Source organism: Solibacillus sp. FSL W7-1436, from assembly GCF_038007305.1.
GTDB lineage: Bacteria > Bacillota > Bacilli > Bacillales_A > Planococcaceae > Solibacillus.
In genome coordinates this window covers 2384347-2408446 of the sequence record NZ_JBBOWV010000001.1, presented here as the reverse complement: position 1 = coordinate 2408446, position 24100 = coordinate 2384347, and the positions used below count along the sequence as shown (strand labels likewise).

General features: G+C 40.6%; 22 protein-coding genes and 1 pseudogene. 2 read left to right on the top strand and 21 right to left on the bottom strand.

The features are described 5' to 3' along the window. Nucleotides 1–7 precede the first annotated feature (7 nt). A complete protein-coding gene (locus MKX73_RS11805) occupies nt 8–370 on the bottom strand; it encodes an Asp23/Gls24 family envelope stress response protein (protein ID WP_008403339.1) in 363 nt (120 codons plus the stop codon). Between the two features lie 246 nt (nt 371–616). Further along, the gene (locus MKX73_RS11800) at nt 617–1489 is read right to left on the bottom strand and encodes a diacylglycerol/lipid kinase family protein (protein WP_340717599.1); all 873 of its coding nucleotides are present in this window, start codon (nt 1487–1489) and stop codon (nt 617–619) included. 216 nt (nt 1490–1705) lie between these two features. On the opposite strand from MKX73_RS11800, the gene rpmB reads away from it, so the two are divergent. Further along, nucleotides 1706–1894, top strand: a complete 189-nt coding sequence (gene rpmB / locus MKX73_RS11795) for a 50S ribosomal protein L28 (RefSeq protein WP_251689417.1) — start codon at nt 1706–1708, stop codon at nt 1892–1894. 315 nt (nt 1895–2209) lie between these two features. Here the strand turns inward: rpmB and MKX73_RS11790 are convergent, their stop codons facing one another. The 14 genes and pseudogenes from MKX73_RS11790 to MKX73_RS11725 form a co-directional block, all read right to left on the bottom strand. Beyond that, nucleotides 2210–2839 carry a thiamine diphosphokinase gene (locus MKX73_RS11790; RefSeq protein ID WP_340717598.1) on the bottom strand — a complete coding sequence of 210 codons (630 nt, stop codon included), beginning with the start codon at nt 2837–2839 and terminating at the stop codon, nt 2210–2212. Beyond that, nucleotides 2836–3501, bottom strand: a complete 666-nt coding sequence (rpe, locus tag MKX73_RS11785; RefSeq protein ID WP_340717597.1) for a ribulose-phosphate 3-epimerase — start codon at nt 3499–3501, stop codon at nt 2836–2838. The genes MKX73_RS11790 and rpe overlap by 4 nt, the downstream gene beginning before the upstream one ends. A gap of 2 nt (nt 3502–3503) precedes the next feature. Then, nucleotides 3504–4385, bottom strand: coding sequence for a ribosome small subunit-dependent GTPase A (gene rsgA, locus MKX73_RS11780; protein ID WP_340717596.1), 882 nt, complete (start codon nt 4383–4385; stop codon nt 3504–3506). 11 nt (nt 4386–4396) lie between these two features. Continuing rightward, nucleotides 4397–6373 carry a Stk1 family PASTA domain-containing Ser/Thr kinase gene (gene pknB / locus MKX73_RS11775; protein WP_340717595.1) on the bottom strand — a complete coding sequence of 659 codons (1977 nt, stop codon included), beginning with the start codon at nt 6371–6373 and terminating at the stop codon, nt 4397–4399. Nucleotides 6374–6375: 2 nt separating this feature from the next. Further along, complete coding sequence (locus MKX73_RS11770) at nt 6376–7122, bottom strand: Stp1/IreP family PP2C-type Ser/Thr phosphatase (RefSeq protein ID WP_340717594.1); 747 nt, start codon at nt 7120–7122, stop codon at nt 6376–6378. Between the two features lie 10 nt (nt 7123–7132). Next, complete coding sequence (rlmN, locus tag MKX73_RS11765; RefSeq protein ID WP_340717593.1) at nt 7133–8281, bottom strand: 23S rRNA (adenine(2503)-C(2))-methyltransferase RlmN; 1149 nt, start codon at nt 8279–8281, stop codon at nt 7133–7135. A 3-nt stretch (nt 8282–8284) separates the two neighbouring features. Continuing rightward, on the bottom strand, nt 8285–9646 hold the full coding sequence (rsmB, locus tag MKX73_RS11760) for a 16S rRNA (cytosine(967)-C(5))-methyltransferase RsmB (protein WP_340717592.1): 1362 nt from the start codon (nt 9644–9646) through the stop codon (nt 8285–8287). Continuing rightward, nucleotides 9643–10584 (bottom strand): methionyl-tRNA formyltransferase, encoded by a 942-nt coding sequence (gene fmt / locus MKX73_RS11755; protein ID WP_340717591.1) that lies wholly within the window; start codon nt 10582–10584, stop codon nt 9643–9645. Before fmt ends, rsmB begins: the two co-directional genes overlap by 4 nt. Nucleotides 10585–10587: 3 nt before the next feature. Then, nucleotides 10588–11079, bottom strand: coding sequence for a peptide deformylase (def, locus tag MKX73_RS11750; protein ID WP_340717590.1), 492 nt, complete (start codon nt 11077–11079; stop codon nt 10588–10590). A gap of 23 nt (nt 11080–11102) precedes the next feature. After that, nucleotides 11103–13511 carry a primosomal protein N' gene (gene priA / locus MKX73_RS11745; RefSeq protein WP_340717589.1) on the bottom strand — a complete coding sequence of 803 codons (2409 nt, stop codon included), beginning with the start codon at nt 13509–13511 and terminating at the stop codon, nt 11103–11105. A gap of 26 nt (nt 13512–13537) precedes the next feature. After that, nucleotides 13538–14074 (bottom strand): annotated as a pseudogene (gene coaBC / locus MKX73_RS11740) (bifunctional phosphopantothenoylcysteine decarboxylase/phosphopantothenate--cysteine ligase CoaBC); the annotation flags it as partial. An 84-nt stretch (nt 14075–14158) separates the two neighbouring features. Beyond that, the gene (gene rpoZ / locus MKX73_RS11735; RefSeq protein WP_079525096.1) at nt 14159–14383 is read right to left on the bottom strand and encodes a DNA-directed RNA polymerase subunit omega; all 225 of its coding nucleotides are present in this window, start codon (nt 14381–14383) and stop codon (nt 14159–14161) included. Nucleotides 14384–14387: 4 nt separating this feature from the next. Beyond that, complete coding sequence (gmk, locus tag MKX73_RS11730; protein ID WP_340717588.1) at nt 14388–15005, bottom strand: guanylate kinase; 618 nt, start codon at nt 15003–15005, stop codon at nt 14388–14390. A 16-nt stretch (nt 15006–15021) separates the two neighbouring features. Continuing rightward, nucleotides 15022–15897 carry a YicC/YloC family endoribonuclease gene (locus MKX73_RS11725; protein WP_340717587.1) on the bottom strand — a complete coding sequence of 292 codons (876 nt, stop codon included), beginning with the start codon at nt 15895–15897 and terminating at the stop codon, nt 15022–15024. A 436-nt stretch (nt 15898–16333) separates the two neighbouring features. On the opposite strand from MKX73_RS11725, the gene MKX73_RS11720 reads away from it, so the two are divergent. Further along, nucleotides 16334–18016, top strand: coding sequence for an Rqc2 family fibronectin-binding protein (locus tag MKX73_RS11720; RefSeq protein WP_340717586.1), 1683 nt, complete (start codon nt 16334–16336; stop codon nt 18014–18016). A gap of 52 nt (nt 18017–18068) precedes the next feature. Here MKX73_RS11720 and MKX73_RS11715 read toward each other — a convergent pair whose 3' ends face one another. The 5 genes from MKX73_RS11715 to MKX73_RS11695 are packed head-to-tail and all read right to left on the bottom strand — an operon-like array spanning nt 18069 to nt 23791. Next, a complete protein-coding gene (locus MKX73_RS11715; RefSeq protein ID WP_340717585.1) occupies nt 18069–19904 on the bottom strand; it encodes an oligopeptide ABC transporter substrate-binding protein in 1836 nt (611 codons plus the stop codon). A gap of 17 nt (nt 19905–19921) precedes the next feature. Beyond that, entirely contained in the window at nt 19922–20836 is a 915-nt protein-coding gene (locus MKX73_RS11710; RefSeq protein WP_340717584.1) for an ABC transporter permease, read from the bottom strand. Between the two features lie 36 nt (nt 20837–20872). Next, entirely contained in the window at nt 20873–21835 is a 963-nt protein-coding gene (opp4B, locus tag MKX73_RS11705; RefSeq protein WP_340717583.1) for an oligopeptide ABC transporter permease, read from the bottom strand. Nucleotide 21836: 1 nt separating this feature from the next. Next, nucleotides 21837–22784 (bottom strand): ATP-binding cassette domain-containing protein, encoded by a 948-nt coding sequence (locus MKX73_RS11700; RefSeq protein WP_340717582.1) that lies wholly within the window; start codon nt 22782–22784, stop codon nt 21837–21839. Continuing rightward, the gene (locus tag MKX73_RS11695; RefSeq protein WP_340717581.1) at nt 22781–23791 is read right to left on the bottom strand and encodes an ABC transporter ATP-binding protein; all 1011 of its coding nucleotides are present in this window, start codon (nt 23789–23791) and stop codon (nt 22781–22783) included. Before MKX73_RS11695 ends, MKX73_RS11700 begins: the two co-directional genes overlap by 4 nt. Nucleotides 23792–24100: the final 309 nt, after the last annotated feature.

Below are 24100 nucleotides of genomic sequence, written 5' to 3'. Positions count from 1 at the left end.
CCTCCTCTTACACATTCGCAACACGAACGCCTTGAACAAAAATATTAACTGATTTAACGCTCATACCTAATGTTTTATTTACTGTATATTTTACTTTGGATTGTACTTGATAAGCGATTTCAGAAATTTTCGTACCATAGCTTACAATAATGTACATATCAATATGTAAGTCATCACCTTCTTGGCGGATGAGCACACCTTTTGCAAAATTCTCTTTTCGTAAAATATCTGTTAAACCATCACGAATTTGATGTTTTGATGCCATGCCTACAATGCCATAGCATTCAATCGCTGCTCCACCAGCAATCTGAGCAATAACATCATTGGAAATATCAATATGACCGAATTCGTTATTTAATTCTACTGACATAGTGAATGCCCCCTTGGCTCTATTTGACTAATTTATATTGTACTACACAAAAGTCGATTATAAAAGAAAACGTTCATCCACGTCTAGCCTGAAGTCGTTTTTTAAAATTTCTCTTTATTTACCTTCTCTATATTTTTTATCAGAACAACATCCTGCAATAATAATTTTTTAGCACAATCTAATTAGAGTATTCGACAATTTTTCGTTGTTATGCAAAAAAGCCATTGGGAAACGTATCATTGAACTTTATTTCGTAAAAAATTCAATATGATCATGCAATATGGAGATTTTCGCCGGAAGTTGGCTGATTAAATCACCGTCCACATTCAGCGGAAGTGCTTCATTCGCGTTAATATGCATTTCACGTGCATTGAATTTAATAATATTGTCATCGTCCTCATAATTGCCTGTCAGCAGGTTTTTAGCTGTGCCCACCACTTGAAGCGTATTCGTACTTTTAATAATAAATCCGTGCAAGAGGCCGTCTGATTTGTCGGCATCTCCATTCATTTGTCGGAAGCTTCCGACAGAATCGGTCAATACACAGATGAAGAGCATCATATTTTCTTTGTATACTTGTCCATCTGCTTTAACTTCCATTTCGTAAGATTCATTTTGAATAGCCGCTTTCACACCTTCAAATAAATATGCGAGCGACCCGAGGGACGTCTTTTGTTCCACTGATACATCGCCGACTGCTTCTGCCAATAATCCAATTGCGATGACATTCGTGAAGTAATGATCGTTCACCTTCCCGATATCTGCTTTTGTTGTTTTTCCGCCGAGTAATGCAATTGCCTCTTCCGGGTCAAGCGAGATATCCAATGCACGGGCAAAATCATTGACCGTACCTAATGGGACGATTCCTACAACAGGGCGGTGGGGCTGTTCTGCAATGCCATTGATCCCTTCGTTTACCGTACCGTCTCCCCCGACTAGAATGACTGCATCATATTTTTCATCGCATGCCATTTTAGCAAAGCGGGTCGCATCCTTTTCACCCGCAGTTTCCTTTACATCAATTTCATAATTATGTAATTGTGCAATAATTTTCTTTTCGTACTCACTTGCTTTTTCTTTTCCTGAAGTCGGATTGATGATGACCATACATTTTTTCATGATCGCTTCCCCCTAAATAAATAGTTTATAGAGTACTTTACCTTTTCCAGGAAGTTTTTAATCCCGATTAAGCAAAATGGGGTGTAAAGGTTTTTTTCTTGAAAGGTTATGTAAAATGTCTTGCACTCATTGACTCTGTATGTTAAATTATTATGGTATGTGAAATAACGAACTGAAATAAAGATTTCAGATTCAGCTGTAAGGAGGAATTTTACAATGCCAAAACAATGCGTAATTACTGGCCGTAAAGCTCGTACAGGCAACAACCGTTCACACGCTATGAACGCTAACAAACGTAGTTGGGGTGCTAACCTTCAAAAAGTTCGTATCTTAGTTGACGGTAAGCCAAAACGTGTATGGGTTTCTGCTCGTGCTTTAAAATCAGGTAAAATCGAGCGCGTATAATCGCGTACAGAGTATCAGCAATTGCTGGTACTCTATTTTTTTTTGCGGTTCACCACTTTTGCACGGAGGGACTTAATGGTGCGAGGAATTGGCGCTTTAGCCTAGACGGGGAGAAGAACTAATTTCCAGGTTATCCATAGTGCGATAGTATAGAATTTTGTTAGCAACAAAAAATACAGCCCATAATCTCTATGAGCTGTAGTCTGATCTTTATTTTTCTTTTTTATCTCTACGAAACAACTTCACGCAGCCTCTCGCCACACCGCTTAACCATTTCGGCATTTGGAATGTATATACTTTCAGCGTTGTTCCTCCTTAATCTTTACTCTTTATCATTAAACATATGCCTTCCTTAAATGAAATAGACCCTGTACCCATTATTTCATTGCTTGTGAAACGCGTTGTCCCCTGCTCAATCACTTCATCTGTCGTTTCATATTTAACCCCGCGCAATGTCACGTTCCGGAGAGTTTTCCCATAGGCAAAAAATGATACATAGGTATAATGATCTTCTGTCAGAATATGTGTACCCGGCAGTAAAAATTGAATGATATTATGAGAATTAATGATTTTAAAAGTAATAAGAGGATATTGTTGCTGCATAAGAAAAACTGATCGTAAAGTCGCTTCGTAATGATCCAAGCGCCCGCCTGTAACACCCGTCAAAAAGACTTCCTGCGGCTCATATGTAAGTGCCTTCAGCAAGGCCAGGTCTGTATCCGTCTCATCTTTTTCCGCCTGAAACTGTTCAACATGGTCCACAGCTTCGGAAATCCGCGCAAATTCCTCCGCTGTAATAGAATCAAAATCGCCGACAATGCTGTGGGGCAGTAAACCTTTGTCCACTAAATATAATGCACCCCGGTCGACTCCAATCCATATATCCGGTGTTAAAGAAAAGGCGACCTCATGAACGGGGCCGCCTGAGCAGATTGCTACAATCACTGAATTGCCGCTAATCCTGCTTGTTTAATTTCCTGTAAAGCTTGTGCGCGATCTTCTTTACTGTAAATAGCCGAACCCGCAACAAAAACCGTTGCACCCGCTTTTGCACAAGGTACAATTGTTTCAGCGTTAATTCCGCCATCGATTTCAATTTCGATATTCAGGCCACGTTCTTTAATGATTTTCGATAATGCTTCCACTTTAGGCACAACCGATTCAATGAACTTTTGCCCGCCAAAGCCAGGGTTAACTGTCATAAACAGCACCATATCAACATCTTCCAAAATATGCTGAATCGTTTCAATCGGCGTATGCGGATTTAAAACAACACCCGGTTTAACACCAAAAGAACGAATTAACTGGATCGTACGGTGCAAATGGCGGCATGCTTCAACATGTACTGTAATGTAATCCGCCCCTGCTTTCGCAAACTGTTCAATATACTGATCCGGATTTTCAATCATTAAATGTACGTCCATCGGTAATGTAGAAAGGGGACGAATTGCTTCTAATGCAATCGCACCAAATGAAATATTCGGTACGAAATGGCCGTCCATTACATCGATATGAATCAATTCAGCTCCGGCTGCTTCTACTTCTTTTACCTCTTGCCCCAGCTTTGCAAAGTCTGCCGCTAGAATTGATGGTGCAATTTTAATCATGTCTAATACCTCGGCTTTCGGTCAATAATTTCTTGTAAAATTTGTTCATAATGTTCATAGCGGTATGAACGGATTTCCCCGGTTTCCACCGCTTGTTTTACCGCACATTTCGGTTCCTTTATATGCAGGCAGCCACGGAATTTACAATTCTCGCTAATCCTCTCGAACTCTGGTAAACAAGATGTCAGCTCTTCTTTTTCTATCATTTCGAAATCGAAAGAACTGAAGCCCGGAGTATCCGCCAATAGTCCGCCACACACTTCAATAAGCTCTACATGGCGTGTTGTATGCTTTCCGCGCCCTAAACTTTTTGAAATAATACCTGTTTTCAGATCCAGTTCTGGAAGCAATGTATTTAATAATGTGGACTTTCCGACACCTGATTGTCCGGCAAGCACCGATGTTTTTTCCTGCAAGTATGGTTTGATCTTTTCCAGTAATGTTGGATCATCAATATAAGTTTCAATGATCTCATAGCCAATTTCTTTATAGTCGTCGATATATGTTTGTAAATGCGCACGCTCGGCATCATTCAATAAATCCATCTTTGTTAAAATAATGATCGGCTGCACATGGAACGACTCGAGCACGACTAAAAACCGGTCGAGCAGTACTGTATTAAAATCCGGTTCTTTTGCGGAAAACACTAATAATGCCTGATCCACATTCGCAATCGGCGGCCGAACGAGCTCATTATGACGTTCCAGAATTTTTTCGATTGAACCATCCGATTCCCCGTCATACGAATATTCCACAAAATCGCCGACCAGTGGAGATTCTCCGCGATTACGGAAAATCCCACGAGCGCGACATTGAATTAAATTACCGTCTTTTTCAACATAATAATAACCGCTTAATGCTTTTCGAATTTGGGCTTGCGCCATCCAATTCCTCCTTATTCCGCCAATTCTTCATAAGTAATTGTTTTATTTTCGATCACGTTGTTATCCCGTACAATCTGGTAGGCTGCTTTATCCCCTTCAACAATGACCAGCTTAATTGTATACAAAGTATCTTCAGTAATAGTAAGCGTTTCTACAGGCTCTGCCATTGTACGTGTTTTGTCCTGAATATGGATGGAGACTTCCTGTTCCATTCCTTCTTCAAAAGGCTCGTACGGAATTTCAATTGTATTTGTATAGAACTTTTCCTGCTTAGCTTTCGGTCCTTTAGAAATCACGACATTAATTGTGCTGCCTTTTTCAAGCTTTGTGCCTGCTTTTGGTGATTGACTGATTACTTCACCAGCCGGTTTATCCGAATATTCCTCACCCGTTACATTCACTTTGAAACCTGAGCTTTTTTCATATTCTGAACGGTTTGCTTCGTTAAATGCCATCAGGTCACGAACCGTTACTTGTTCCTGTCCTCTACTAACCGTTAAAACAACATCTGTCTCGTTGACATGAATTTCCTCACCGGCTTCAGGTGTTTGAGCGATAATCTCGCCTGCCGGATGCTGAGAAGAATATTCCTCTTTGAAATCATAGTCGTTAAATTCTTCTAGCGCATCCATTACTTCTTCACGCTGCTTGCCGATGAAATTTTCCATCTTTGTCATTTCCCTACCAATGCTGACGATTAAATCAACTGTAGTGCCTTTCTCACGTTCCCTGCCTGCCTGCGGATTCGTTTCAATGACATTTCCGGATTCAATCTCTTCGTTGTTGCGTTCTTCTTGTTCTCCAATAACGAAGCCTTGCTCTTCTAAAATTCGAATTGCCTCTTCTACGGTCATATCCGTCACATCTTCCACGACTACCCGATTTGGAGTGAGGAGAACAGCAGCTACTACTGCACCGATTGTTAAAAGAACTAATAGCCCAACGATTAACGGCCATTTTTTCTTTTTCTTTTTTTGTTTCGGCGTTTTTGACGGCTTTGCTGCTTCTTCAGCCGGCGGTTTCGAATCAATCCGGACTGTTTGTTCCGTTATTCCGGTAGATGGCTCCTGCACCGGAACGGGAACAGGCTTTGGATCTTTTATAATCGGAATCAGCTTTGTCGCCCCGTCATCCACGGGCGGCATAAATTTAGGTTCATTCACCCGTTGCAATGATAAACATGTATTTAAATCTTCTTCCATCTCTTCTGCATTGCTGTAGCGGTGGTTTTGATCTTTTGAAGTTGCTTTTAACACGATATTTTCCACACTTTGCGGAATGCTTGCATCGAATTCACGTACTGATGGTGTTTCCGATTGCAGATGCTTTAACGCAATGGATACAGCAGATTCCCCCGAAAAAGGCAATTCTCCTGTTAAAAGTTCATAAAAGACAATCCCAAGTGCATATATATCAGACTTCATCGTTGCTATACCGCCGCGCGCCTGTTCCGGCGACAAATAGTGGACAGTTCCGATGACCGAGTTCGTTTGAGTGAAGCTTGTTGCCCCAAGCGATGTCGCAATCCCGAAATCAGTAATTTTCACATTGCCTTCTTCATCCATCAATATATTTTGAGGCTTTATATCCCGATGGATTATGCCGTTTTCATGTGCATGGGCAATCGCCGATGTTAGCTGCTTCATAATATGGACGCTTCGAGCTGCAGATAAAGGCGAAAACTCTTGTATGTATTGTTTTAATGTTTTCCCTTTAATATATTCCATGACAATATAGTGCATTTCCCCATCTTCGCCAACATCATAGATGCTTACGATATTAGGATTAGTCAAACTTGTTGCAGACAATGCTTCACGCTGGAAACGACGGTGCAATTCTTCTTCATTTGATAAATCATAACGCAGTATTTTGATTGCGACGTCACGACTTAAAATAATATCGTGTGCCAAATAAACATTTGACATCCCGCCTCCGCCAATTAATTTTAAAATTTTATAACGGCCACTTATATGTTTTCCTACTAGCATTGTTACACCTCCTGCACCGTTGTCATTAAGATAAGGGAAATATTATCTTCTCCGCCGCGATCATTTGCAATTTGAACCAATTTTTTCCCTTTTTCCTGAATGGAAGCCGTCTTTGTAATAATTTCGCCCATTTCCTCTGTAGACAGTTTATTACTTAACCCGTCAGAACAAATGAGTAAATAGGCCTCATTTGATAAAGTGATTTCATAAAAATCAGGTTCAATCGAAACTTCTGTACCGAGTGCTTTTAGGATAAAGTTTCTTTGAGGATGATTTTGTGCCTCTTCTTCACTAATCTCTCCATTTTCCAATAAAATATTTACATAAGAATGATCTCTCGTCACTAACTTTACTGTTTCGTTTGTAATATGGTATACACGACTATCGCCGACATGGCTTATCGTGCAATCATCCTTGTCAAGCAACACAGCAATCATTGTCGTTCCCATACCTTGACAATTTTCATGTGTTAATGAGTAATGATATATTTTCTGATTAATATGTGACACCGCATTACGCAACCATTCCAGCTTTAACTGTTTTGTTGCAAAACTTTCTGCATTTTCCTGTTTAAATAGTGCATGCATTTCGGTAATAACCATTTCACTCGCTACATCACCAGCATTATGACCACCCATACCATCTGCTAAAATCGCAAGCTTAAAATGATCGGGACGCTCAAAAAACGCGGCCCGATCTTCATTTATTTTTCGCTTTAACCCAATATCACTTTCCACTGTAAAGTTCACTATAGTCCACCTACTTTGTTTCGTGTGATCGTTCCTGTGCACGTAACTGGCCACATGCAGCTGCAATATCTGCACCTTGCTCACGACGGATTGTTACGTTAATTCCCTGCTCTTTAAGCGTTCTTTCAAAAGCAAAAATCTTACTGCGTGATGTACGAATATAATCACGTTCCGGCACGTAGTTAATCGGAATTAAGTTAACATGACATTTTACATTTTTAATCAGATTCGCCAGTTCCAATGCTACTTCTTCTGTATCATTTTGACCTGACATTAAACCGTATTCAAATGTGACACGACGTCCTGTTTTCTTCGTATAGTATTTTACTGCATCCATCAGTTCTTCTAATTTATATGCTTTTGCAATTGGCATTAATTTCTGACGCGCCTCCTGGTTCGGTGCGTGCAGAGAAACAGCAAAGTTAATTTGCATACCCTCATCTGCGAATTCGTAAATTTTCGGCACAATTCCCGAAGTTGAAACCGTAATATGACGGGCACCGATATTTAATCCTTTGTCATCGTTCATGATTTTAAGGAAGTTCATCATCGCATCGTAGTTATCAAACGGCTCGCCGATTCCCATAATAACGATTGATGATACACGCTCTTCTGTTTCATCAAGCTGTTGTTGTACTTTTACGACCTGCTCGACAATTTCTCCCGCCATTAAATGACGCTTCAAGCCGCCTAACGTAGATGCACAGAATGTACAGCCGATACGGCAGCCAACCTGTGTCGTTACACAAATGGAATTCCCGTAATCATGACGCATCAATACTGTTTCAATTGAATAGCCATCCTGCAGCTGGAATAAAAACTTGATCGTACCGTCTTTTGATTCCTGCTTAATAATTGTTGAAAGTGTCGTTAATGCAAATTCTGCTTCCAGCTTTTCACGCAACGCTTTCGGTAAGTTGGACATTTCTTCAAATGTTTGGACACGTTTTTCATAAAGCCACTCATAAATCTGTGCTGCACGGAAAGCCTTTTCTCCATTAGCTGTCAGCCATTCCTTCATTTCATCAAGACGTAATGAATAGATTGAAGGTTTTAACTGAGGCTTTTCTTTTTTCGGGCGACGTACCGGCTTATCTGCTGTTTCTTCCACTAAATCCTGAATTCGTTCATCAAATTGTTTTAATTGTTCTTGCTCCATTAGTTAATTGGACGCTCCTTTTTTTACGAATGCAGCTACGAAAAATCCGTCACTGCCTATATCCTGCGGGAATACTTGCAGCATCCCGTCCTGTTGCTTCGCTTCTAGTTGTGTCGGTAAATTTTCAATTGGCACCAAGTTCATTTCAGGGTGCTCTTTTAGGAAGGCTTGTACCGTACCTTCATTTTCACTACGGTCTACTGTGCATGTTGAATACACTAATCGTCCGTCTTGTTTCAATAGCTGGACTGCATTATTTAAAATCGAAAGCTGGATTGTTTGCAGGCTCTCTAAATCTTCTTCCCGCTTCGTATATTTAATATCAGGCTTGCGTCGCATTACGCCCAGACCTGAGCATGGTGCATCGACTAAAATCGCATCATAGTCTTCTTTTTGTAAAAAGCTTGCTGCTTTTCTTCCGTCAAGGGGGGCAGTCTCGATAATATCCAATCCTAGACGTGCAACATTTTCCTCGATTAAATCCAATTTTTTCGGATGTAGATCGGTTGCTAAAATCGAGCCTTCATTTCTCATAACTTCTGCAAGATGCGTTGTTTTCCCGCCTGGTGCAGCACACATATCGAGTACTTTCATACCCGGCTGCGGATTCAGCACTTTGGCTGGCAGCATCGAGCTTTCATCCTGTATTGTAATAAGTCCGTTCCGGAACGCTCCTGTTCGTGCTGCCTGCCCGCTTTCAAGGTGGAGACATTCGGGTATATATTCACTGCGGCGCGCTTTTACACCTTCACGTTCAAGTGTTGTCAAAACTTGCTCGACAGTCGCTTTTGTCGTGTTGACACGTACGGTCTGCAGCGGTGCAATATTATTTTCAAGAAGCATTTCACGTGTCTTGTCATAGCCGTAGCTTTCCACCCAGCGATCGACAAGCCACTGCGGATGACTTGTTTCGACTGCCAGACGTTCATTTGCATCTTCTATTAAATCAGTCGAACGAACACCTTCACGTAAAATCGAACGTAAAATACCGTTCACCATTGAGGCTATTCCTTTATGACCGCGGCGCTTTGCGATTTCCACTGCTTCATTTACAGCAGCATGTGCAGGAATACGCGTTAAATACTGCATTTGATAGAGCGACATACGCAACAGCCAGCGCACCCAAATATCCACTTTCCCGCGGATGAATGGCTCCAGATAATAATCCAGTGTCAGTTTATGCTGAAGTGTTCCATATGTGAGCTCCGTTAACAGGCCACGGTCTTTTGCATCGATTTTATATTTCTCAATTGTTTGGTGTAACAATAAATTGCTGTATGCCTGGCTTTTGTCGACCGTCAATAAAATCGTTAAAGCGGCATCCCGAACATTACCGTCCCAAATCACTTGTTTCTTTTTACTCATTCAAAACGGTCCCCAATCTGTAATTTCGAGCCCGTACCACGTAAAAACTCTTCTGCTGTCATGCGTTTCTTCCCTGCTGGTTGTACATCATACAGCGCTAATGTACCGCCATTTCCTGTCGCTACTTCAAAGTGGTCCTTTTCGATTTTCACGACTTCTCCCGGTGCAGCATTTGTTGAAGTTTCCCCAACCTTTGCCACCCAGATTTTAAAGTTAGCCCCTTCAAATGTCGTATAGGCAACAGGCCAAGGGTGTAATCCGCGTACTTGATTATACAATGCACGGGCTTCATTATTCCAATCAATCAACTCCTGTTCGCGGCTAATATTGCGCGCAAATGTTACGAGTGATTCATCCTGTGGAACGCGGGCATTTGTCCCGTCGATAATCGATGGCATTGTTTCTTTTAATAGTTCGCGACCAACAGCACTTAATTTATCAAACATTGTGCCTGTATTGTCTGTATCTTCAATAGCAATTTCCCGTTGCGAAATAATATCCCCGGCATCCAGTTTTTCCGCCATATACATAATCGTTACACCTGTTGTTGCCTGTCCATCAATAATTGCCTGATGAATTGGTGCACCGCCTCGATATGCAGGCAATAATGACGCATGGACATTGATGCAACCTAATCGCGGTGCATCAAGCAGTTCTTTCGGCAAAATCTGTCCAAATGCCGCTGTTACGACAAGGTCCGCATTTAACGCCAAAATTTCTTCCAGCTCCTGTGAACCGCGCAGCTTTTCCGGCTGAATAACCGGTAAGCCTAGTTGTAATGCTTCCTCTTTCACAGGTGGCGGCGTTAATACTTTTTTACGACCAACTGGACGGTCAGGCTGTGTCACAACCGCTGCGATGTCATAGCCTTCTTCATGTAGCATACGCAAAATTGGCGCTGAAAAGGCAGGTGTTCCCATAAATACGATTTTTGTCATCGATTATTCCTCCTCAGCGTCCGCGTATAGCTCTTCTAATTCTTCCTCTGTTAATACACGCGTCATTTTCGAATCAAATAATACACCTTCTAAATGATCGATTTCATGCAAAATACAACGTGCTTCAAAGTCTTCTGCTTCAAGTTCATAAATACGTCCTTCACGGTCAGATGCTTCGATTTTTACGTATGTTGGACGCTTGACCATTCCAAACAGGTCCGGGAAACTTAAACAGCCTTCTACGTCTTCTTCTTCACCACGTGTTTCAATGACGATCGGGTTGATCATTTCTAAAATATCTTCGCCTAATTCTACGATTGCTACACGTAAATTAACATTAATTTGAGGTGCAGCAATGCCTACACCATCATTTTCTACCATTGTGTCATATAAATCATCTAAAAGCTGAATGATATTTTCATCGATTACTTCAACTTCTCTCGTTTTTTGTGATAATACATTCGCTGGGTTTTTCACAACTTCTTTAATTGCCATTTCAATACCTCTTTCTATATGCATTAGATCATTGTCGGATCTAAATCAACTGTTAGCACAATGCCTTTTTTAATCCATTCCGATCGATACAGTTTTATAAGCTGTAAAAGAACCGGAATCAAATTTGGCTCTACTTTATATTTTATCAAACATTGATAACGATATCTATTTTGGAGACGAGCGATACTGGCAGTTGTCGGTCCGATAACGGAAACATTAAATGATAAATTGGAACGCAAATACTCCGCTACACGTCCTGCATATTCTGCAGCAAACATGACATCTTCATGTGTTACTTGAATAAGCGCAATATAATAATAAGGCGGATATCCTGCAATATGCCTTGCATGCATTTCGCGTTCATAAAATGGAGTATAATGCTGATCTTTAGACAGTTGGATCGCATAATGCTCCGGTGTGTACGTCTGGATATATACTTCCCCAAGCTTATTATGTCGTCCTGCCCGTCCACTAACCTGCGTCATAAGCTGGAATGTTTTTTCCGCCGCCCGGTAGTCAGGCAAATGAAGCGAAGTATCGGCACTCAATACACCGACTAATGTAATATTCGGGAAATCCAGTCCTTTTGCGATCATTTGCGTACCGAGCAGAATATCCGCTTCCCCCCGACCGAACGCATCGAGCATTTTTTCATGTGCCCCTTTTTGTTTGGTCGTATCGACATCCATCCTCATGACCCGCGCTTCCGGAAACAGCTTATAAATTTCTTCTTCCACTTTTTGCGTACCTGTACCGAAATAACGGATGTTTTCACTTAGACATTCAGGACATGTTTCCGGAATATATTCGTCATGACCGCAATAATGGCATTTCAGCTTTTCCTGATAGCGGTGATAAGTTAATGAAATATCACAGTTCGGACATTGCACTGTTGTCCCGCAATCCCTGCATAATACAAACGATGAATAGCCGCGGCGATTTAAAAACAGCACGGTCTGCTCTTTTTTATCGAGACGGTCCCTTAATGCCTCCATAAGCGGTTCGGAAAACATCGAGCGGTTTCCGGCCTGGAGCTGTTCCCGCATATCGATAATCTGAACAGACGGCAATGCCTGATTTTTTGCCCGCTGCGACAATGTCAGCAATGTATATACACCTTTTTTTGCACGTGCAAACGATTCTAATGCAGGTGTCGCGCTCCCTAAAATAACAGGGCAATTATAATAATTACCGCGCCATATCGCCACATCCCGTGCATGATAGCGGGGAGAATCTTCCTGTTTGTATGTCGACTCATGTTCTTCATCCAATATAAGCAGACCGAGATTTTTAAACGGTGCAAATATTGCCGACCGTGCACCTACGACTACCTTAACTTTCCCTTGCTGCACTTTCCGCCATTCATCATATTTTTCACCGACCGACAATCCGCTATGCATAACCGCTACTTCATTACCGAAACGCGATTTGAACCGCTCCGTCATTTGCGGTGTCAGTGAGATTTCAGGTACGAGAACAATCGCTTCTTTGCCGTCTGCGATTGTACGCTGGATCGCCTGCAAATACACTTCCGTTTTCCCGCTGCCTGTAATGCCGTGAAGGAGAAATGTCTCCTGACGCTTATCATCTATCGCTTCTGTAATTTTCTTCAGCGCCACATCTTGCTCATCTGTTAATTGTAAAAAGTCTGTTTTCACGATTTCCTTTGTAAACGGATCGCGGTAAACCTCTTCTTGTATATACGCTGCTGCCCCTTTTTCAATGACACTGTTCAATACACTGCTCGTCACTTGAACGGCTTCATAAATTTGTTCAGGTAAAACGACGGCTCCCGCATGCTCCTGCATCCATTCCATTAATGCCCGCTGTTTCGGTGCCCGGTTCCCCATTTGTCCAATCACTTCTTCTATCTGTTCCCGTGAATAAATTTGCACTTTACGCACCTGTTTTACTTGGCCCTTTTGTTTCACTACATTTTCAATATAGAGCAGGCCGTCTTTGACTGCGCGTTTCAACGGTCTTAGTAAGTTTGCCTTTTCGAATTGGGTTAAATTCACTTTTTCATTTTTCCCGAAATACGATTGAAGAATTTGGGGTAATTGCGACACTTCGCCTTGCAGGACCGCATATTTTTCATACTTCGCCCGCAATGCGCCAGGCAGCATTACTTGCAATGCATCAATTTCGTAGCAGATTGTTTGGTGCTTCAGCCATTTTGCCAAGCTCAGCATTTCCTCAGTTAAAATAGATTCCAAATCGAGTATTTCCGAAATCGGTTTTATTTTTTCAGCCGGTACATCTGATTCAGCTGTAATGCCCACGACAAATCCAAGCACATTACGCGGTCCAAATGGCACTTTTACACGGCAGCCGATATCAATCAGTTCTTCCCAATCTTCCGGTATTAAATAATCGAAAGGACGGTCAACCGGATATGCGGAAACATCAACGATTACTTTTGCAAATCTCATTGTCCATCGCTTCCCGGATGTTCACGAAAATATTTTTCTACAATTGCCGTAATTTTTTCCGGCTCTTCAAGACGCCCTTTCCCTACATAGCCGCATGCCAAAAATCCTTCAGACGGTTCGATAAAGCGGATGCCATCTTCATGAAGTTGTGCAATATTCCTTAAAACGGCCGGATGTTCATACATATGTACATTCATGGCCGGTGCTACCCATACCGGTGCAGTAGTTGCAAGTAAAGTTGTTGTCACCATATCATCCGCCATACCGTGGGCCATTTTTGCAATTATATTGGCTGTTGCAGGAGCTACGATCACCAGATCCGCCCAATCTGCCAAATCAATATGGGCAATGACATTGGAATCTTTTTCATCGAAAGTATCAAAAAACACATCGTTTTTAGACATCACCTGGAAGCTTAAAGGGGTAACGAACTTTTGTGCAGAAGCTGTCATAATCACTTTTACATTAAAGCCTGCCTGAGACAGTTTGCTCACTAACGCAACCGCTTTATATACGGCGATCCCACCTGAAACACACAATAGTATATTGTTTTTTTTCATCATTTTACCGTCCTTTCAAAGGATAAGCTCCCAAAGAAAAATTCTTAGGGAGCTTCTACTCAGGGAGTATTCTTTTTACATTACCAACTAGATTTCGTCTTCGTAAACAGTTGAAGCGTCTTGTTGAACTTTGCGAAGCTTTCCGGCAGCTACTTCTTCCAATGCTTTTCCTACTGGTTTGTAAGAAATGTATGAGTTTAAGTGCTCTCCGCCCTCTTCTTGCATTTGGCGCGCGCGTTTTGATGCTAAGCTCACTAAAGAATACTTAGAATCGATTTGTTTTTTCAAATTATCTACTGATGGATATAACATGTTTTCATTCTCCTCTCAACATTGACAAATAGCGTTTTTCCACACGTTCACGACGGCAGTGTTCTGCTACTATGATAGCATTTATTTTATCACATGCATTTTGAACTTGGTCGTTTTCTACAACATAATCATATAAACTCATCATTTCGACTTCTTCACGAGCAGTAGCGATACGGCGAGCGATTACATCTTCTGTTTCCGTACCACGACCAACTAGACGTTGTTCCAGTTCGGTAATGCTTGGCGGTGCTAAAAAGATAAACAACGCATCTGGTGCTTTTTCACGAATTTGTGCTGCTCCTTGTACTTCAATTTCCAAAAATACATCGCGTCCTGCTTCCAGCGTTTCCTGTACATATGCAAGTGGAGTACCGTAATAATTGCCGACAAATTCAGCATGTTCCAGTAAGCCTCCTTGCTCGATTAACGCTTCGAATTCCTCACGTGTTCTAAAGAAATAGTCTACACCATCTTCTTCTCCTTCGCGAGGATTACGCGTTGTCATTGAAATCGAATATTCGTAATTCGTATCCGGCTGTGAAAAGAGCTCTTTTCGAACTGTCCCTTTACCCACACCTGATGGACCAGATAAAACAATTAATAATCCACGTTGTTTTTTCATAAGTAACTCCTTTATATCATTCAATATTTTGAACTTGTTCACGCATTTTTTCCAAAATCGTCTTCGCCTGCACAACAGCAGCTGAACATTGTGTTGACTGATTTTTTGAACCGATTGTATTAATTTCGCGGTTCATCTCCTGCATAATGAAATCAAGTTTGCGTCCAATCGCAATGTTTTCAGTTAAAGTTTCGGATAACTGATTAAAATGGCTCTCTAAACGGTCCAGCTCTTCTGTAATATCAATCCGCTCCGCAAAAATCGCAACTTCCGTGAGTAAACGATCGTCCAATGATTGACCGCTTGTCACTTCTTCTAAACGATTCATTAACCGTTCACGGTATTTTTCAACTGCGAGCGGTGCATATCGCCGAATTTGTGCAATTTGCGCTTCCAGGTCTGCTTTGTACTGCAGCATCACTTGCTGTAATCCCTGACCTTCACGATCACGCATCGCAATAAGGTTCTGGATTGCTTCTGCCAAAGCATTTTTTACAGCATCGATGATTTCTTCCTGCATAAACTCAATTTTTTCAACTTGCAACACTTGGTCCAAACTTACAATTTCCTGCATAGTCCACTTTTCCTCCATCGGAACCGTTTGGGATAATTCCTTTTTGGCCTGGAGAAAAGCATTGAGCAGTGACCAATTGATTTGAATCGTCTGTTCAGTGTCATGGAGCTCCTTCAGAAAAATGATAACATCTATTTTCCCACGAGAAACTGCATCCGACAACATTTTTTTTGCTACTACTTCAGATTCCATCCATTCTTTTGGAAACTTTGTATTAATTTCTAAAAAACGATGATTCACAGCACGAATTTCAACAGTGAGTTGAAAGTGTTTCGTTGTTGTGACCCCCCTGCCGAATCCGGTCATACTACGTACCAAGGTTCGTCACATCCTTCTTTACTTAATTGTTTCAATTATAGCATATGTGTTATCGATTTTGCGTCAACGTCTATTATCCAAATATATATTTTATCATAGTTAGGATTTAATAAAATACTTTTTAATTATCAATATTTGTTTAAGTGGAAGTCTCTATATTAAACACGTTGATTGAAATGGAGGGGAGGCGAGTGTAGCTGACGGCTAACGCCTTTCGCTACAAACTGCGTTTCCTGCGGGAAAAGCACGATGCCTGAGACTACAGGCTCAGGCCGTGCCCGCGGAAAGCGTCCGACCCAGAATGGAAATCAACTCCCCATAAAATGACGGTACTTTTTTACTTCATATATAGCAATTTGCGATAACTACAGGTTTGAACGAAAAAATGGTATGATTAAACAATCAAAAAGACTTATTTAATGAAAGAGGCATAAAGATGGCATTTGACGGACTATTTACTCGTTCGATGAGCAAGGAACTACAAAGCCTGACTTCCGGACGTATTACAAAAATTTATCAGCCGAATGCACTTGAAGTTGTATTGCAAATTCGTGCAGCAGGCCAAAACAGTAAACTATTATTTTCTATCCACCCTTCCTATTCCCGCGTTCACATAACAGATCAATCGATCGAAAATCCGGCTGACCCGCCAATGTTTTGTATGCTGTTACGCAAACATATTGAAGGGGGCTTTATTTCATCTGTTGTTCAGGACGGCTTTGAACGGGTGATCACTTTAGAAATCGACAGTAAAAATGAAATCGGCGATGCGGTAAAGCGTAAGCTCGTCATCGAAATTATGGGGCGTCACAGTAATTTACTGCTGATCGATGCCCAAAATGAAATCATCATTGACAGCATCAAACATTTGCCGCCATCGATGAACAGCTATCGGACTGTTTTACCGGGCCAGCAATATATCGCACCGCCACAGCAACAAAAAATTGCACTGACAAGTTTATCCGATGCAGAGTTGAAAGAAGTATTCTCAAAACAGCCTGCTGCTAAAGATATTGTCGATCAGTTTGCCGGTTTCTCTCCTTTGCATGCAAACGAATTGCTGCACCGCATCACAGTCAATGATGCTGTAACGGCCTGCAGACAACTGATGAATGAAATCGCAACGAGTGCAAACCCTACCTATGTTGAACAGGAAGGGAAAATCTATTTCTCGCCTACAGACCTGACACATTTATCAGGTACTGTTACGAATTATAAAACACTTGGCGAACTGCTTGACCGTGTATTTTTCGCCCGTGCAAAACGCGACCGGGTAAAACAGCAGGCCGGTGATCTCGAACGCTGGCTGCAAAATGAACTGAATAAATTAAAGCTGAAACAAAAAAAGCTGCAAAAAGATTATGAACGTGCTCAAAATCTGGAGCAGTTCCAACTTTACGGTGAGCTTTTAATGGCCAATCTTTATAATTTCGAAAAAGGCGCAGAGTACGTCGATGTTGAAAACTATTACAGCGAAAACGCCGAAACAATTAGAATACCGATTAGCCCGAGAAAAACACCGATTGAAAATGCGCAAAGCTATTACACAAAGTACAATAAAGCGAAAACAGCGTTAGTGATGATTGAGGAACAGAAGCAAAAAGCAGCGGATGATATCAACTATCTGGAAATGCTTACACAGCAAGTCCAGCAGGCATCGACTAAAGATATTGAAGAAATCCGCGAAGAGCTTGCAGAACAAGGTTTACTTCGAATCCGACAGGCAAAACGGAAAAAGAAACCGGTAAAACCTGAACCTGAAAAATTTGTATCCTCATCCGGTATTGCAATTTCGGTCGGGAAAAATAATAAGCAAAATGATTATTTGACATTCAAGATCGGAAAACGCAATGAAGTATGGCTACATACGAAAGATATTCCGGGCTCGCATGTTGTCATCCATTCGGAAGACCCTGATGAGCAGACATTAACAGAAGCCGCTGTATTAAGTGCTTATTTTTCTAAAGCACGTGACTCTTCGTCTGTGCCGGTAGACTATACGGAAATTCGCCATGTAAAAAAACCAAATGGCGCAAAACCAGGATTTGTTATTTATTTTGAACAAAAAACTCTTTATGTAACACCCGATGAAGCAATTGTTATGCAGCTGAAAAAGTAAAAGTTAAAAAAACCGCTTAGAAATTTTCTAAGCGGTTTTTTGTTGTTAATAATTATTTAATTGGTGAATCTGCTACTAACTCAATTTCGTGGTATTGTGTAGCATTTGAATAGTCAACATTGTAGTTTTTCACACGTTTGTTAACCGGTACGATTTCTGTACGGAAGTACGTTGGAATTGTTGTTGCTTGTTCGAACATGTACTCTTCCCACTTACGGAATGCATCTGCACGGTACTCTGCGTCAACTGCTTCTTTAGAGTCGATATCAGCTAATAATGTTTGTAATTCCGGTGTAACGAAACGGCTGTAGTTGAATGAAGAAGCTTCGCCGTATAAGCCAAGTGGTGATGGGTTTGTACCAGTACCCCATGCAGCCATGAACATATCGATTTCAGGATCATCTGCTTGTACTTTATCGTAGAAGCTGTTGAACTCGATTAAACGGCCAGTTGTTAACTGTACATCTAAACCGACTTCTTTCCAGTTTTGACGGTAGTATTCAACGATTGCTTCGTCAGTATCCGAACCTGACATACCTGCCATACGGATTTCAAATTTCTCACCGTTTTTATCTTCACGGATGCCGTCGCCGTCAACGTCTTTGTATCCAGCTTCATCTAATAATGCATTTGCTTTTTCCGGATCATAGTTGAATCCTTCTAAAGTGTTGTCATGGAATGAAGCGAACGCTGGCGGAATTAATGATGTTGCACGAGAACGTAAACCTTGGTAGAAGCGCTCAGTTACTTGCTCGATATCCATTGCGTAGGCAACTGCCTGACGTAATTTCACATCATTCATTTTTGCGTTTTCATCTGTAATATTTAATCCTGCTGAACCTGCTGCAGCATCCCATTTACCAAGCTTGAAGCCAAGGTAAGAGTATGCTAACTCAGGACGAGCTAAGATTGTTAAGTTTTCAAGATCTTTTACGCCGTCATACTGGTTTGTAGGGAAAGAAGACGCCATGTCATATTTACCTGTACGTAATGCTTCACCGATAGAAGCAGAAGGAACAACTTGTAATACGATTTTGTCTAATTTCGGTTTACCTTTCCAATAGTGTTCGTTCGCTACGTACTGAACAGATTCACCATCTACTAATTTATCTAATTTGAACGGTCCTAATGTTACAGGTGATTTACGTACCGCTTCAGAAGAGATTAAGTCCTTAACAGGAATATCTTTTAACTGATGCTTCGGTACTGCGTATGCCCATAAACCATCACCTAGAGAGTAGATTGCAGGCGATACTTTAGTCATAGAGATTTCAACTGTTTTATCATCGATCTTTTTAATACCTGAAATTGTATCTGCAGTACCTGCTTTATATTCAGCAGCACCGATGATATTTTGGAAATCGCCGTCATAACGGATACCTGTATAATCAGGGTGACCGATAATTTCGTAAGCATAAATAATATCTTCAACAGTCAGTGGCGTACCATCAGACCATTTCACATCATCTTGTTGGATAGTGATTGTAACTTTATTGTTGTCAGCATCTACATCTAACTTAGCGATACCTTCATCTGTAACTAGGAAGTCGCCATCAGTTTCGAAAATTTCGTTTGTCATGAAGCCTAAAATATCAGCGTCATAACCATCTTCATATAATTCCCAAGATAAAATACCTTGGAATGGAGAGTCTGTTACTAAGGCAAAGTTTAATGTACCGCCTTCAATTGCTTCTCCATCATTTGTAACTTCAGTTGGCAGTGTTGGAGATTCTGCAGTAGAACCGCCGTCATTTGTGTTTTCTTCTGTTTGGTTACCATCTTTTTCAGCCGGTTTTTCAGTTGACGTTTCGTCATCTCCTCCACAAGCTGCTAATACTAATGCCGTAGCAAATACTGATGACAGCATTAAACCTTTCTTTTTCTTCATCTGTTTTTCCTCCCTTATTATCCTAAACGTTGTTTTGCGTCAGCAGAGCGTCGTAACGCTTGACCAACATAATTTATACCAAGCATCATTACTAAAATAAATATTGATGCAGGCAACCATACCCACCATTTACTCGATAAAATTATCGGGTTCATAGCATAACTTACTAAAGTTCCTAAACTTGGTGTTGACGGTGGTAAACCGAAACCTAAGAATGAAAGACCTGTTTCAATCCCTACATTTCCCGCAAAACTTAACGTCACTTCGACAATTAAGATTGAGCTTAAGTTTGGCAATAATCCTTTAAACATGATTGCGAAATCACTTGTACCCATTGTTTTAGAGGCACTAATGTAATCGCGTCGTGCTTCAGAAAGTGCTTTGGATCGCACAAGTCTGGCCGTCGACATCCACTGAAATGCTGCAATAATTAAGATTAAATCTAATATTCCGTATGATGGAATGATTGTTACGACTACGATGATAATCATTGTAGTTGGTAGAGTGATAAAGAAATCTATAATACGCATGAAGAAATTATCGATGAAACCACCGTAATATCCCATAATAATACCAAGCATGATTCCGACAACATTGGCAATAACCGTAACCGCGATTGCGATTAAAATTGAATTCTTCGCTCCGATAATGAGCTGGCCAAGCATGTCCCGTCCGGCTTCATCGGCCCCAAGAATATACCCTCGAACACCTGGTTCAGTAAAACGCTCCAATAATTGAATTTTCATTATTTCTGTCTGATCAATAGTGAAGAATGCCATGAACATAATCGCGATCATTACAATAATACTTCCTATTAAAGAGAACATTGCTAATTTATCTTTTTTAAACTCTCGCCATACTACTTGAATACCTGTTGGTGGAGAGCTTTGAGATTCTAATTTTTCTACTGTCTGTTCATTTTTGTTTTCCATGATTAAAATCACCTCTCCTTAGTCATTATTAATTAATTAGTCTATGCGAATTCGCGGATCCACTATACTTAAGATAATATCGGATAATAGACTACCTAATAATGCTAAGAAGCCATATAACATTACTAATGCCGTAATGACACTGTAGTCACGACTTGAAATGGATTCGACAAATAATTTACCCATTCCCGGATAAGCGAATACAGTTTCAATGAAAATCGATCCACCAAGTAAACCGGTAATCGTGAATCCTAAGAATGCTGCAATCGGTAACAGAGAGTTACGGAAAATATGACGTGAATATACTTTCTTCATCGGAATCCCTTTACTGCGTGCTGTTTTAACATAATCCATTGTTTTTGCATCAATAATTTCCGAACGTAAATATTGAATGACACCCGTCGTACCCAGCAATGCATAGCTGGCTGCCGGTAATAGTAAATGGTAGAATTTACTCCAATAATAACTCCAGGTTCCGGGATCCAGTCCTATCTCCACCGTACCGCTTGTCGGGAACCACATAAGCCGGTAACCAAACACGAATACGAAAATTAAATACAGTACGAATGCAGGTATTGCATAAGAAATAAAGCTGTAAAGTACAATCGATTTATCCAAGAATGAATCGTGGTAACGTCCAGCAAGAACTCCAAGTGGTACTGCCAGCACATAAAGGAAAACTACACTGAGCAATGAAAGTAATAATGTGTTCATTGCACGGTCACCGATAATATCTGCAACCGGCTTTTTAAATGTGTAACTCTGACCGAAGTCACCCTGTGCTGCATTTGTGATCCAGTTGTAATATTGTACATACCATGGATCATAGAAACCTGATTTAACACGTAATTCTTCAATAACATTCGGATCTGTTTCCGGTGTAATTAATCCTGTAAATGGATCTCCAGGCATTTGTTTCGCTAATAGAAAAATTAGGAGACTTAAAATAAATAGCTGCGGAATCATTATCAACACACGGCGAACTATCGTTTTCCACATACTATACACGCTCCTTTTCATCTTCAGACATTGCTACTTGATGTGAGTCTGAAATCGATTTTAAAGGATATACTTTTCCATCCTTGTCATAATATTTATGTTGTTCCTGACGATATGCTGCTTCAACCTTCTGACGCTCAACCTTACGTTCAATCCGTGTTTCAGGCTCAATGTCAGGAATTGCAGATAGCAGACGATTTGTATAAATATGCTGCGGATTTGTATAAATATCTTCACGCTTTCCTGTTTCCACGAATCTTCCTTTATACATGATTGAGATATGGTCACACATATGGCGAACAACACCTAAATCGTGGGAGATGAATAAATAACTAATTCCATATTGTTCCTGAATATCCTTCATGAAGTTTAAAACTTGTGCCTGTACGGATAAATCAAGTGCCGAAACAGGTTCATCCGCGATAATCATTTTCGGGTTACATGCAACTGCTCGGGCAATCCCTAAACGCTGCTTCTGTCCACCAGAGAATTCGTGTGGATATTTAAGAAGTACGTCCTCTGACATCCCTACAATTGCGAGTAGCTCATTAATGCGTCTACGCTCTTCCTGCGGAGTCAGTTTCAGGAAATTACGAATTGGCTCTGCTAAAATATCCAATACACGTTTACGCGGGTTCATACTGGAATGTGAATCCTGGAAGATCATCTGGATATCCCGGTTATATGCTGAATCACGTTTACGGCGAGCATTTGTTACATCATTACCTTCATAAAGAATGCGTCCTGATGTAATTTTCTCCAACCCGATAATCGCTTTACCGGTTGTTGATTTGCCTGAGCCGGATTCCCCTACAAGACCGTAAGTTTTTCCGCGTTCAAACTCCATCGTTACACCATCTACCGCATATACATGATCAACTACTGTGTTAAAAAATCCGCCTCGGATCGGATAGTGAACTTTTAAATCTTCTACTTGCATGAAACTCATTGATTTACGCTCCCTTCCTCATCCTCAAAATGGAATTCTTTCCAGCAAGTACAGCGTACAAGATGGCCAGGAGCAACTTCATGAAGCTTTGGATCTGCTTCATGGGCTGATTGTGGAATCCAAGGAATACGTGATGAGAAACGACAGCCTTGGCGTGGTAACTTCATTAAAGAAGGAACCATTCCCTGAATTATTTCTAATTTTTCATTCTCACTGTTTGTTTGAGGAATTGATTTCAGTAATGACCTTGTGTACGGGTGCTTCGGATTTCTGAATAACTCTACAACAGGTGCTTCCTCTATTACTTCACCGGCATACATTACAGCTACGCGGTCTGCTACTTCAGCAACAACCCCTAAGTCATGTGTAATTAAAATAATGCCTGACTGAATTTCATCCTGCAGTGACTTTAACAAGTCCAGAATCTGTGCTTGGATTGTTACATCAAGTGCTGTTGTCGGTTCGTCCGCGATGATGATTGCCGGCTTTCCTGATAAAGCGATTGCGATCATAACACGCTGGCGCATACCACCCGATAACTGATGCGGGAATTGTCTTGCAACACGCTCCATATTGGCAATCCCTACTTGATCCAATAATTCAATAACACGTTTTTCACGTTGTTCTTTAGTTAATTTAGTATGATAAATTAACCCTTCCTCAATTTGTTCACCGATGCGCATTAATGGATTTAATGCAGAAAGTGGATCCTGGAAAATAAAACCGATGTCATTTCCTCTTAACTTATTAAACTGTTCATCTGTCAATTTAACTAAGTTTTGATTGTTGTAAAGGATTTCCCCTTCAACTTTTGTAGTAATAGAATTGTGCAACCCGACTACTGATGTTGCCAAAGTACTTTTCCCACAACCTGATTCACCAACAATTGCTAAAATCTCATTTTTGCGAAGCGTTAACGAAACATTGTCTACAGCTGGGTAGTATGTATCTTTAATACGGAAACTCGTACGTAAATTTCGGATTTCTAATAATTCATTCGTAGACATTAAATAACCGCTCCTTTCTCCTTAAACATACATTCGACTCTGCTAAACTCGCTCTATATTAAATTTTTCCAAATAGATTAAAATACCCTTATCGAAAAAATTTAAACCTTGCTAATACTCAGTCTTTTTAAAATATTAATAATTTGTTAATTTTTTGTACTACTTCGTAAATTATCCATAAAATATATTTACATGTCAATTATTAAACTTTCTAACTATTCTAATTTAACATTTTAAATTTATCAATAGCAAACTATTCTTTTAAATTTAAATTTTCCGATAATTACACTCAAAAATTAACGCTTTGTG

Excerpts from the sequence above, each read along its gene's own strand:
- gmk (WP_340717588.1), bottom strand. The coding sequence starts at position 15,005 with ATGAAAAAACAACGTGGATTATTAATTGTTTTATCTGGTCCATCAGGT.
- priA (WP_340717589.1), bottom strand. The coding sequence starts at position 13,511 with ATGAGATTTGCAAAAGTAATCGTTGATGTTTCCGCATATCCGGTTGAC.
- fmt (WP_340717591.1), bottom strand. The coding sequence starts at position 10,584 with ATGACAAAAATCGTATTTATGGGAACACCTGCCTTTTCAGCGCCAATT.
- rpe (WP_340717597.1), bottom strand. The coding sequence starts at position 3,501 with ATGATTAAAATTGCACCATCAATTCTAGCGGCAGACTTTGCAAAGCTG.
- rpoZ (WP_079525096.1), bottom strand. The coding sequence starts at position 14,383 with ATGTTATATCCATCAGTAGATAATTTGAAAAAACAAATCGATTCTAAG.
- MKX73_RS11700 (WP_340717582.1), bottom strand. The coding sequence starts at position 22,784 with ATGAGTTTCATGCAAGTAGAAGATTTAAAAGTTCACTATCCGATCCGA.
- MKX73_RS11720 (WP_340717586.1), top strand. The coding sequence starts at position 16,334 with ATGGCATTTGACGGACTATTTACTCGTTCGATGAGCAAGGAACTACAA.
- def (WP_340717590.1), bottom strand. The coding sequence starts at position 11,079 with ATGGCAATTAAAGAAGTTGTGAAAAACCCAGCGAATGTATTATCACAA.
- rsgA (WP_340717596.1), bottom strand. The coding sequence starts at position 4,385 with ATGGCGCAAGCCCAAATTCGAAAAGCATTAAGCGGTTATTATTATGTT.
- MKX73_RS11805 (WP_008403339.1), bottom strand. The coding sequence starts at position 370 with ATGTCAGTAGAATTAAATAACGAATTCGGTCATATTGATATTTCCAAT.
- rlmN (WP_340717593.1), bottom strand. The coding sequence starts at position 8,281 with ATGGAGCAAGAACAATTAAAACAATTTGATGAACGAATTCAGGATTTA.
- MKX73_RS11710 (WP_340717584.1), bottom strand. The coding sequence starts at position 20,836 with ATGGAAAACAAAAATGAACAGACAGTAGAAAAATTAGAATCTCAAAGC.
- opp4B (WP_340717583.1), bottom strand. The coding sequence starts at position 21,835 with ATGTGGAAAACGATAGTTCGCCGTGTGTTGATAATGATTCCGCAGCTA.
- rpmB (WP_251689417.1), top strand. The coding sequence starts at position 1,706 with ATGCCAAAACAATGCGTAATTACTGGCCGTAAAGCTCGTACAGGCAAC.
- pknB (WP_340717595.1), bottom strand. The coding sequence starts at position 6,373 with ATGCTAGTAGGAAAACATATAAGTGGCCGTTATAAAATTTTAAAATTA.
- MKX73_RS11695 (WP_340717581.1), bottom strand. The coding sequence starts at position 23,791 with ATGTCTACGAATGAATTATTAGAAATCCGAAATTTACGTACGAGTTTC.
- MKX73_RS11800 (WP_340717599.1), bottom strand. The coding sequence starts at position 1,489 with ATGAAAAAATGTATGGTCATCATCAATCCGACTTCAGGAAAAGAAAAA.
- MKX73_RS11715 (WP_340717585.1), bottom strand. The coding sequence starts at position 19,904 with ATGAAGAAAAAGAAAGGTTTAATGCTGTCATCAGTATTTGCTACGGCA.
- rsmB (WP_340717592.1), bottom strand. The coding sequence starts at position 9,646 with ATGAGTAAAAAGAAACAAGTGATTTGGGACGGTAATGTTCGGGATGCC.